Annotated in this window: 11 protein-coding genes; 5 read left to right on the top strand and 6 right to left on the bottom strand. The window is 72.0% G+C overall.

The annotated features are described in order from the left end of the window. The 4 genes from ACFFNX_RS30010 to ACFFNX_RS29995 form a co-directional block, all read left to right on the top strand. A partial coding sequence (locus tag ACFFNX_RS30010) for an SDR family NAD(P)-dependent oxidoreductase (protein ID WP_378209232.1) occupies positions 1–734 on the top strand: 734 nt, incomplete at its 5' end. A 181-nt stretch (positions 735–915) separates the two neighbouring features. Beyond that, complete coding sequence (locus ACFFNX_RS30005) at positions 916–1818, top strand: 5'-3' exonuclease (protein ID WP_378209231.1); 903 nt, start codon at positions 916–918, stop codon at positions 1816–1818. 105 nt (positions 1819–1923) lie between these two features. Continuing rightward, the gene (locus tag ACFFNX_RS30000; protein WP_378209230.1) at positions 1924–2424 is read left to right on the top strand and encodes a hypothetical protein; all 501 of its coding nucleotides are present in this window, start codon (positions 1924–1926) and stop codon (positions 2422–2424) included. A gap of 154 nt (positions 2425–2578) precedes the next feature. Next, positions 2579–3274, top strand: a complete 696-nt coding sequence (locus ACFFNX_RS29995; protein ID WP_378209229.1) for a Crp/Fnr family transcriptional regulator — start codon at positions 2579–2581, stop codon at positions 3272–3274. 25 nt (positions 3275–3299) lie between these two features. On the opposite strand, the gene ACFFNX_RS29990 is transcribed toward ACFFNX_RS29995, so the two are convergent. From ACFFNX_RS29990 to ACFFNX_RS29965, 6 genes are all read right to left on the bottom strand, one after another. Continuing rightward, positions 3300–6035, bottom strand: coding sequence for a DEAD/DEAH box helicase (locus ACFFNX_RS29990; protein ID WP_378209228.1), 2736 nt, complete (start codon positions 6033–6035; stop codon positions 3300–3302). Positions 6036–6145: 110 nt separating this feature from the next. Beyond that, on the bottom strand, positions 6146–6964 hold the full coding sequence (tatC, locus tag ACFFNX_RS29985) for a twin-arginine translocase subunit TatC (RefSeq protein WP_378209227.1): 819 nt from the start codon (positions 6962–6964) through the stop codon (positions 6146–6148). An 84-nt stretch (positions 6965–7048) separates the two neighbouring features. Next, on the bottom strand, positions 7049–7375 hold the full coding sequence (gene tatA, locus ACFFNX_RS29980; protein WP_378209226.1) for a Sec-independent protein translocase subunit TatA: 327 nt from the start codon (positions 7373–7375) through the stop codon (positions 7049–7051). A gap of 63 nt (positions 7376–7438) precedes the next feature. After that, complete coding sequence (locus tag ACFFNX_RS29975; RefSeq protein WP_378209225.1) at positions 7439–7624, bottom strand: hypothetical protein; 186 nt, start codon at positions 7622–7624, stop codon at positions 7439–7441. 73 nt (positions 7625–7697) lie between these two features. Further along, on the bottom strand, positions 7698–8636 hold the full coding sequence (locus tag ACFFNX_RS29970) for a WYL domain-containing transcriptional regulator (protein WP_378209223.1): 939 nt from the start codon (positions 8634–8636) through the stop codon (positions 7698–7700). After that, on the bottom strand, positions 8633–9577 hold the full coding sequence (locus tag ACFFNX_RS29965) for a helix-turn-helix transcriptional regulator (protein ID WP_378209221.1): 945 nt from the start codon (positions 9575–9577) through the stop codon (positions 8633–8635). The genes ACFFNX_RS29970 and ACFFNX_RS29965 overlap by 4 nt, the downstream gene beginning before the upstream one ends. 50 nt (positions 9578–9627) lie before the next feature. Between ACFFNX_RS29965 and ACFFNX_RS29960 the strand changes: the two genes are divergently transcribed. Beyond that, positions 9628–10698, top strand: coding sequence for a DUF3866 family protein (locus ACFFNX_RS29960; RefSeq protein WP_378209219.1), 1071 nt, complete (start codon positions 9628–9630; stop codon positions 10696–10698). The last annotated feature ends 170 nt before the right edge of the window (positions 10699–10868 follow it).

Genomic DNA, 10868 nt, shown 5'->3' with positions numbered 1-10868 from the left:
ACGCCGAACGGGCGACCGCCGTGGTGGAGCGGATCACCGGCTCCGGGGGCAGCGCCGAGGTCTGCCTCGCCGACCTGGGCTCGCTCGCGCGGGTCCGTGAGCTGGCCGACCGGGTGAGCTCCGGGCACGGCGCCATCGGGCTGCTGGTCAACAACGCCGGCGTGGGCGCCGGCCGGCCACCGTACCGCCGCCGACGGCTCAGCGAGGACGGCCACGAACTGCGGTTCGCGGTGAACTACCTCGCGCCGGTGCTGCTCACCCGGCGGCTGCTGCCGGCCCTGGAGGCGGGCGCGCCCGCGCGGGTCGTCAACGTCGGCTCGGTCGGGCAGGCACCGGTCGACCTGGCCGATCTGGGGCTGGAGAGGCACTACTCCGGGGCGCAGGCGTACTTCCGCAGCAAGTTCGCGCTCGCCGCGTTCACCTTCTCCCTCGCCGAGGAGCTCGCCGGGCGCCCGGTCGCCGTCACCTGCCTGCACCCGGCGTCGATGATGAACACCCCCATGGTCAGGGAGTCGATGATGCCGCCGATGTCGACGGTCGCCGCCGGCGCACGGGCGGTGATGAACCTGGCGACCGGACCGGCCGGCGCGGCGGGCGGACGCTACTTCGACGGCACGGACGAGACCCGCGCCCACGAGGGCACCTACGACCCCATGCTGCGCGACCGGCTGCGGGCGGTCACCGCCGAGCTGCTGGCCCCGTTCCTCGACGACACGCGGGCGTCCGGACGCTGACGGGCGTACCGGCCGAGGAGAGCCGGGCCGAGGCCGGTGCGGTCACGCGGCGAAGGCGACCTCGACGATCGACGCCCGCAAGGGGGCAGGCGGCCTCGTGGACCGTCGAGAGCAGCGTGGCTCGGCCGACCCGGCCGCTCCTGTCGGTGGAGGCTGCCAAGATGGGGACGTGGGTGGACTCATGCTGCTTGACACGCCGTCGCTGTACTTCCGCGCCTTCTACGGCGTGCCCGAATCGGTGACCGCCTCCGACGGCACGCCCGTCAACGCGATCCGCGGGCTGCTCGACATGATCGCCCGGCTCGTCCGGGAGCGGTCGCCGCACTCGGTGGTGGCCTGCATGGACGCCGACTGGCGCCCGCGGTTCCGGGTCGAGGCCCTGCCGTCGTACAAGCTGCACCGGGTCGGGCCCGACGGCGGCGACCAGACGCCGCCCGCGCTCGGCGCGCAGGTCCCGGTCATCGAGGAGGTGCTCGACGCGTTCGGCATCGCCAGGGTCGGCGCCGCCGGCTATGAGGCCGACGACGTCATCGGCACGCTCGCCACCGCCGAGCCGGGCGAGGTGGACGTCGTGACCGGCGACCGTGACCTGTTCCAGCTGGTCCGCGACGACAAGCCGGTGCGCGTCCTCTACACCGCGCGCGGCATCAAGGCGCTGCAGGTCGTCGGCGAGGCCGAGGTCACCGCCAAGTACGGCGTGCCGGGGCGGGCCTACGCCGACTTCGCGACGCTGCGCGGCGACCCCAGCGACGGGCTGCCGGGCGTGCCCGGCGTCGGCGACAAGACGGCCGCCGCGTTGATCACGAGGTTCGGTTCCCTGGAGGGCATCGAAAAGGCGCTTGATATGGGCGAGATGTCCGGTTTCCCGGCCGGTAGCCGATTGAAGCTGGAGAAGGCGCGCGACTACCTCCGATCCGCGGAAATGGTCGTACGGGTGGTCACCGATATCCCGCTTCCGGGCATCGACGCACGGGTGCCGCGCACGCCGCGCGCACCGGAACGCCTGGTGGAGCTCACGGACCGGTGGAACCTCGAGGGTCCGGTCAACCGATTGCTGACCGCCGTGAAAACGTCTGGCGACTAATACGCTGATTGCGTCATATGGCGCAGTGTTCCCGGCCGCGCGGAGTTTTCATTTCAGTGAGAGGCGCAGTGAAAGTTGCGCGACGAGGATCACTGAGAGGCGGCCATGACGACGATCCTCAGCAGGCGAACACCACCGTCCCCAGGGGATGACGGAGCGGCGTTCGGCGGCGTGAGCGCGATGTTCGGGATGGTGCGACGCTCGAACCACGCCACCGCCCTCGCGGGATGGATCGTCGCGACGGGCGCGATGGGACTTGCCGTGCAGGCCGACACGATCCGGACGGCGGGCGAGACCCCGTACGGCGGCGCCCTTCTCGCGGCGCTGGCGCCGGTGCTCGTCGCCGGGACGGTGACCGTCGCCCTCCTCGTCCGCGCGAACCGGCTCACGTCGTTCGCGCAGGAGCGGTTCTATCGCTTCATCGCCGAGATCCCGGGCGACGCGCCGGAGCTGTGCGCGCCGGCAGTGCTGCAGTTACAACGGCTGACCGCGGCCGTACGCCATCGCGAGACGCTCACGCAGCAGGCGCTGACCTGGGCGTACGTCGCCGGCGTCGGCGCGCTCGGCTGGAGCGCCGCAGCCGAGGCGATGGCCTTCGGCCATTAGGCCGATCACAGACCGGCCGGCACCCGGGTCATGGAAAAACCGCCCCACTCCCCATGCAACGGGTGCCGGCCCTCTAGACAGCCTTGGCCTTCATTAGGTCCACTGTAAGAAATGAGGTTCAATAGCGAACCCGGGACGGGCAGACGGGAACCTGGTGCAGGAGACCCTCGCGAACAGACAAGGTTTTTGGCAGGCACTGAACGAGTCCGAACGGACCGCGCTGCGCGCGGCCGGCCGGACTCGTGAGTATGCCGCCGGCACGCTCTTGTGCAGTCAGGGCGCCGACCCCGACCATGTGCTGGTCATCTTGGACGGGTGGGTGAAGGTGACGGCCGGGCGTGCCGACGGCCACGAGGTCATGCTGGCGATCCGCGGGCCGGCCGACACGATCGGCGAGAGCGGCTGGCTCAACGGCCGGCCGCGGTCGGCGAACGTCAAGGCCCTCAACCGGGTCCGCGCCCTCGCGGTCCCCGCCGAGCAGTTCGCGAACTTCCTCAACGGCCACGCCCACGCCGCGCAGGTGCTCGCGCGGGTGATGGTCGGCCGGATGGACGACGCCGACCGCCGCATGACCTCCCAGGTCGGCACGAGCGGCCCGAAGCTGCTCGCGCTGCTCCTGCTCGACCTGGCCGAACGCTACGGCGTGCCGGGCCCGAACGGCTCCGTGGCGCTGCCGCTGCCGCTGACCCAGCACGAGCTCGCCACGATGATCGGCCGGGCCCGCGAGACGGTCGCCCGCGCCCTGACCGTGTGGCGCAAGGAAGGCGTGGTCGTCACCCAGCGCATGCGGATCCTCATCCTCGACCCCGGCGCCCTGCGCGAGGTCGCCGAGGCCGAGGACGAGTTCTGAGCGGCGAACGGCCCGAGCGGGACGGTCAGGCGACGGAGGAGTAGGCGACGACGCCGCGGCGCATGGCGTCCATCGCCTTGCCCGCCGTCGCACGGATGCCGCTGTCGCGCGGGGCTGCCTCGGCGATCTGGCCCAGCAGGTCGAGCAGCTGCTTCACCCAGCGGACGAAGTCACCCGCGGTCAGGTCCGTCTCGCTGAGCACCGCGTCGAGCTGGTGTCCCCGGGCCCACCGGTAGGCGGCCCACACGAAGCCCATGTCCACCTCCCGCAGGAACGCCACGCGGTGGTCGCGTTCGACCTCGCGCAGGTCCTCCGCCAGGCTCACCATCTGCGTCAGCGCCTCGCCGACCGGACCGGCCGGCACCCGCGGCGCCTTGGGGTCGTCGGTCCGCGACTCGTAGACGAGCGCGGACACGCTCGCGGCCAGCTCTGCGGCGTCCAGACCCTTCCAGACGTCCTCGCGCAGGCATTCGGCGGTCAGGAGGTCCGACTCGCTGTACAGGCGTCCCAGCCGGCGTCCGGCGTCGGTGACGCGTTCGTCCTCCAGGTAGCCGAGCTGTTCGAGGACCGCGCACACCCGGTCGAACGTCCGGGCGATCACCTGGGAGCGGCCCTCGACACGGCGGCGCAGGTCGGCGGTCTCGCGTTCGAGCCGGAAGTAGCGTTCGGACCACCGGGCGTGGTCCTCGCGCTCCGCGCAGCCGTGGCACGGGTGTTCGCGCATCCGCCGGCGCAGCTCCTTGATCTCCGGGTCGTCGCCGGCGGGCTCGGACCGCCTGGCCGGACGCGGCGCCTCGAGCTGGGCGGTCTTGTTGCGCAGCGTCGAGGCCAGGTCACGGCGGTGCTGGGGCGACTTGCGGCTGAACGACGCGGGGATGCGGACCCGCTCGACCGGCTCGACCGGGCCGCGGAAGTCCATCAGCGCCAGCTGCTTGACCTGCCGGTTCACGGTGAGCACGAGCGGTGAGGGGTCGTCGACGCGTTTGGCGGCGCCGGGTTCGAGCACGAGCGCGAAGCCGGCCCACCGGCCGTTCGGCACGACGATGACGTCGCCGGGCCGCAGCCGCTCCAGGGACCGCGCCGCCTCGGCGCGCTGCGCGCCGGACCGCGCACGCGCGAGCTCCTTCTCCCGGTCCGACAGCCGTCGCCGCAGCCGGGCGTACTCCATGAAGTCGCCGAGGTGGCAGGTGGCGGCCTCCAGGTAGCCCTCCAGGGCCTCCTCGTTGCGCCGCAGCTGCCGTGCCAGGCCCACCACGGCCCGGTCGGCCTGGAACTGCGCGAAGGACTCCTCCAGGAGCGTACGGGCCCGCTCACGGCCGAACTGGCCGACGAGGTTGACGGCCATGTTGTACGACGGGCGGAAGCTGGAGTTGAGCGGGTAGGTGCGGGTGCCGGCCAGGCCGGCCACCGAGCCGGGGTCGACGCCGGGGGTCCACAGCACGACGGCGTGGCCTTCGACGTCGATGCCGCGCCGCCCCGCCCGGCCGGTGAGCTGGGTGTACTCCCCCGGCGTCAGGTCGGCGTGCATCTCGCCGTTCCACTTGACGAGGCGTTCGATGACGACGGTGCGGGCCGGCATGTTGATGCCGAGCGCGAGCGTCTCGGTGGCGAAGACCGCCTTGATGAGCCCCTCGGTGAACAGCTCCTCGACGATCTCCTTGAACGTCGGCAGCATCCCGGCGTGGTGCGCGGCCAGGCCGCGTTCGAGGCCGCCCAGCCAGGCGCGGTAGCCGAGGACGTCCAGGTCCTCCCGCGGGATGTCGGCGACGCGCTCCTCGACGTGGGTGCGGATCTCCTCGGCCTCCTCCATGGAGGTCAGCCGCAGCCCGGCGTACATGCACTGCTCGACGGCGGCGTCGCAGCCGGCCCGGCTGAAGATGAAGGTGATCGCGGGGAGCAGCCCGGCCCGGTCGAGGCGGTCGATCACCTCCGAGCGGGCCGGCGGCCGGAACCGCTGCGGCCGCGCCTCGCGACGCCGGCCGCTGCGGCGTCCCTGGTTGACCTTGGTGCGCCGCAGGTCGTCCAGGGCGAAGCGGCGGAGCGCCGGGTTGACCTTCGCCTGCCCCGTGGCCGGATCACCCGTGTCGACGAACAGGTCGTACAGCCGGTTGCCGGCCAGCATGTGCTGCCACAGCGGCACCGGCCGGTGCTCGTCGACGATGACGGTGGTGTCGCCGCGCACCTCCTGGAGCCACTCGCCGAACTCCTCGGCGTTGCTGACCGTCGCGGACAGCGCCGCGAGGCGTACGGAGTCGGGCAGGTGGATGATGACCTCCTCCCAGACCGCGCCGCGGAACCGGTCGGCCAGGTAGTGCACCTCGTCCATGACGACGTAGGCGAGCCCCGACAGCGTCGGGGAGGAGGCGTAGAGCATGTTGCGAAGCACCTCGGTCGTCATGACGACGATCGGGGCCTCACCGTTGATGGTGTTGTCGCCGGTGAGCAGGCCGACCTTCCCGGCGCCGTAGCGGCGCACCAGGTCGGCGTACTTCTGGTTCGACAGCGCCTTGATCGGGGTGGTGTAGAAGCACTTCTGCCCGTTGGCGAGGGCCAGGTGGACGGCGAATTCGCCGACGACGGTCTTGCCCGACCCGGTCGGGGCGGCGACGAGGACACCATGGCCGTTCTCCAGCGCGCGGCAGGCGTCGACCTGGAAGAAGTCGAGGTCGAAGTCGTACAGGCTCTGGAAGTCCGTCAGCGCCGGCGTGTAGCCCGCCATGCGCCGACGGTTCGCGGCATAGCGCTCCGCGGGGGTGGTCATGGTCCAAGCCTACGGAAAGCCGGGGGTGGGGCGCGGCACGCCCCGGCGATCATCAGCCTCCCGGGGGACGTCTCATCGCGTCCCGGGGCCCGTCTCGAACGGACGGGGCCTCAGCGCCGTGGGGTGTCCTCCAGGTCCTCCTCCACGTCGCCCAGGTCCAGCGGGGAGGCCTCGTCGTCGGACAGGTGGCCGTACAGGTCGGGGCGGGCGGCCTTGCGCCGGTCGTGGACGTAGGCGATCACCTCGGCGACCTCGAACAGCACGACGGTCGGCAGGGCCAGCGCCAGCATCGTGAACGGGTCCTGGCTCGGTGTGGCGACCGCGGCGAACACGAAGATGCCGAAGACCAGGGTGCGGCGCCACTTCCTGATCCGCGCGTGCGTCAGAACGCCGGCGAAATTGAGGATGACCACGAACAGCGGCAGCTCGAACGTCGCGCCGAAGATCAGCAGCATCGCGACGGCGTAGCCGAGATAACTGGTGATCGTCACGATCGGGACCACGTGGTCCGGCGTGAAACCGAGCAGGATGCCCAGGCCCTTGTCGAGCGTCAGGTAGGCGAGGTACGCACCGGCCGCGAACAGCGGGACCGCCGCGGCCATGAAGACGTACGTCCAGCGGCGCTCCCGCTGGTAGAGACCGGGCGCGACGAACGCCCAGAGCTGGTAAAGCCAGATCGGCGAGGCGATCACCAGCCCGATGATCAGGCAGATCTTGATCCGCAGCACGAACGGGTCGAGGATCCCGGTCGTGGTCAGCGCACACTGCCCGTTGAGGCGGTGGGCCTGCGGGATCTTGCAGTACGGGTGCTGGAGGACCCGCCAGATCGGGTCATAGAAGATCCAGCCGACGATGCCCCCCGCGACGATCCCGAGCAACGCCTTGAGGAGCCGGTTGCGCAGCTCGCGGATGTGCTCCATGAGCGGCATGCGCCCATCCGGGTTCGGCGTTCGGGAGGCACGCCGCAGGGACTTGATCGCCGACATGTGATTGTGTGCTCCGGCTCGTCAGGATTACTTGCCGTGCTCCGTCTGCCGTACCGGGACGCCTTCCTTCACGGCGTCGTTGTCCGCCGGGGCGTTCAGCTCCTGCGGACCGGCCTGCGCCTCGAGCCGGGCGGCCTCGGCGCGCAGCCGCGCCGCCTCCGCGCGAGGGTCCTGCGCGGTGTTCTGCGACGTGTTCTGCTTCTCGTCATCGTCGCCGATCAGACCCTTGGTCTCGGACTTGAAGATGCGCATCGAACGCCCGAGCGACCGCGCGGCCTGGGGCAACTTCGCCGAGCCGAACAGCACCAGAATGACGACCGCGATGATCGCGATCTCCCACGGTCCAAGATCCATGACAGTCCTCTTCAGCAGTGGCCGGTTCTCCCCTGATCGTACGCCGTCCGGCCGAATGGCTCACTACCGCGTTTCCTCCAGACGGCGCGCCGCGGCACGCAGCGCCGAATGTTTCGGCGCCAGACGCTCCCCGGTGTGCTGGATTTCACGGCCGAGATCACGAACGGCGGCGAAGACCCTGACCGCGCAGACGGCGATCACCGCCAGCCCGGCGAAGATCAGTCCGATGAACAACATCACCCACGGCACGGGCCAGAGACTACACGGCCCGTGCCGGATCCGGCCCACGGCGAACCCGGGCGCGGGCGGCCCGTGCGGATGATCAGGCGTAATGCCCGAGGGCGCGTTCGGCGTCGTCGCGTACGCCCTCGGCCAGGTCGGCCGGGGCGACGATCGCGCCGTCGCCGGCCAGCCGCAACGCCAGGCGGCGGACCCACTGGGTGTCGCGGGTGCGCAGCTCGACGCGCAGCCGCCCCTCCCCCAGCTCGGTGACGCTCTCGCAGGGGTAGTGGTCGGCGACCCAGCGCCCGGACGGCGTCAGGTCGATGATCACTTTGGTGTCGTCCGGAGACGGCCGGAACAGGCCCCGGTCGACGTCGACCGGCTCGGCCTCCTCGGGGATCCGCGCGGCGACGTCGAGGACCTCCAGCTCGACGATGCGGTCGAGGCGGAACAGGCGCACCGCCTCGGCCCGGCGGCACCAGCCCTCCAGATAGGACCAGCCGTCCACCAGGAGCAGGCGCATCGGGTCGACATCGCGTTCGGTGTTCTCGTCGCGCCCCGGCACGTAGTAGGTCATCCGCAGCCGCCGGCCCTGGTCGAGCCCGGCACGCGCCTGGAGGAGGATGTCCGGACGCACCTCCACCTGCACCGACACCTGGCTGCTCGGCTGCGCGGCGTTGCCGGCGGCGACCTCCAGCTTGGCGATCACACGGCTGAGCGCGTCGCCGTGCTCGGGGATCTCGGCGAGCGTGCGCAGCGCGATGAGCAGCGCGGCGGCCTCGTCCACGTCGAGCCGCAGCGGGCGGCTGATCGACTCGGCCTCGCTGACGACGATCTCGCCGCCCTCATAGGACAGGTCGATCGGGCAGTACGGGTCGGGCGCGCGCAGCTCGACGCACCACAGGAGGTTCAGGTCGTCGATGAGCTGCTTCTCGCTGACCTCGAACGCCGCGGCGGCCTCGGCGACGCTGACCGAGCTGCGGGAGATGACGTACGGGACGAGCGCGAGCAGGCGCGTCAGACGGTCCGCCGAGCTCATGCCAACACCGCCTTCAAGTGCTGGATCATCGCGTCGCGCACGTCGGGCGGGCCGATGACGACCACGTCGTCGGCGAACCCGGCGAGGTAGTCCACGAGCCGGTCGACGTCGGCGAAGCCCAGCTCGGCGCGGTCCCACTCGCCCTCGCCGGAGCGTACGTCGGCGGCCCACCGGCGGATGCCGTGGGCGGCGCCCCGGCGCAGCCGCACCGTGGCGGTGCGGCGGTCCGGCGCCGGGTTGCTGCTCTCGGCGACGATCTCGCGAACGTCGACCCCGTCCGGTACCACGACGCCGCCGGCCGGTCCGTCGCCGGAGACGGTGCCGAGGATGCGGCTGAGCCGGAACACCCGTACCTGCCCGCGGTCGCGGTCGTGGCCCGCGACGTACCAGCGGCCACGGCGGCTCACCACCCCCCACGGCTCCAGGTGACGCCGCTGCGGTGCGCTGCGGCCGATCCCCTGGTAGTCGAAGGCGACGGGCCGGCGGTCGCGCACGGCGCGCCACAGGGCGGGGAACGCCGGCTCGTGCGTGTCGACCCGCGGCTCGATGCCCAAAGAGGCGTCCTCGGCGGTGTCCACGCCGGCGGCGCGCAGCTTCAGCAGTGCTCCGGAGGCCGCCTCGGCGAGGCTGGCGCGCTGCCACACCCGCGCGGCCAGGCCCAGCACCGCGGCCTCGTCGGGCTCCAGCTGGATCTCCGGCAGCTCGTACGCCTGGCGCTGGATGCGGTAGCCGGTGTCCTCCTCGCCCTCGCTGCCGGTCTCCAGCGGGACGCCGAGCTCGCGCAGCTCCTCCTTGTCGCGTTCGAACATGCGCTTGAACGCCTCGGAGCCGTCGGGATAGCCCGGCACGGCCTGGCGGATCTGCTCCGCGGTGAGATATCTGCGGGTGGCCAGCAGGCACACCACGAGATTGAGCAACCGCTCTGTCTTGCGGCGCGACATCGGCACTCCTTTGGACCCGTCCCCGTGGCCTCCGACGCTACCGTTGGCGGGTGATCCGATGGCGCAAAGGCACGGTTGTCAAGATACGCCGGGAGTGGCCCGGCGCGGTGGAGCTCGACGTGGAGATCGACCACGACGGCGCGGCCCGCGCGCTGGCCTACCCGGCACTGGTGGGATCGCCCCAGGTGGGCGACGTGGTGCTGCTCAACACTACGGCGCTCGCCATGGGCCTTGGCACCGGAGGGTACGCCATGGTGACGGCCATACCGGACCGTTTTCCGCCAGATCCCTCGGGGCCGGGCCATCTCGTCAAGGCCCGCTACACGCCCCTGCAGGCGACCGTGCTCGGCGCGGACGAGCAGGACTCCCCGCACCACGAGCTGCTCCGCGACGCCGACTCGATCGGCGGGATGCCGGTGATCGTCGCCGACCTGCACTCGGCGCTGCCGGCGATCGTCGCGGGGCTGCACCGCGACCGCCCGGGCACCCGCGTCGTCTATGTCATGCCGGACGGCGGCGCGCTGCCCTCCTGGTTCTCCCGCGTGGCCGCGGCGCTGCGCGAGGCCGGGGCCCTCGCCGCGGTCGTCACCACCGGACAGGCGTTCGGCGGCGACCTGGAGGCGGTGACCCTGCACACCGGACTGCTGGCCGCACGCCTCGTCCTGGAGGCGGAGGTCGCCGTCGTCGCGCAGGGACCGGGCAACCTCGGCACGGGGACACGCTGGGGATTCTCGGGCGTGTCGGCGGGCGAGGCGGTGAACGCCGCGGGCGTGCTGGGCGGCCGGCCCGTCGCCTCACTGAGGGTCAGCGAGGCCGACGCACGCGAACGCCATCAGGGGGTGTCGCACCACAGCCTCACCGCGTACGGGCGGGTCGCTTTGGCCCGCGCGCAGGTGGTGGTGCCGGAGCTACCGGGCCCGTTCGGCGAGCGGGTCACCGCCGAGGCCGCACCGCTGGGCGAACGCCACGACCTGGTCCGCGTGCCGGTCGACGGCCTGGAGGAGGCCCTGCGCGCCTCACCGGTACGCCTGTCGACGATGGGCCGTGGCCTGGACGAGGACCTCGCCGGCTTCCTTACCGCCGCCGCGGCCGGCCGCCACGCCGCCACCCTCCTCGGCTGAACTCCTGCACGGCGGTCTCCCCGCCCAGGCGGGGGTGGCGAGGCCGGTCAGGGCGTGCCTGGGCGGCCAGCTGGGCGCCCTCGCCGCGCCGTGCCACCACAGCGCCACACCACGCCGTCCCCCTCCTCGGCTGATCTCCTGCACGGCGGTCTCCCCGCCCAGGCTGGAGT

The sequence above is a fragment of the Actinoallomurus acaciae genome (assembly GCF_042429965.1).
Taxonomy (GTDB): domain Bacteria; phylum Actinomycetota; class Actinomycetes; order Streptosporangiales; family Streptosporangiaceae; genus Actinoallomurus; species Actinoallomurus acaciae.
Note: the sequence above shows the minus strand (reverse complement) of the source record. Positions and strands in the feature narration are given on the sequence as shown.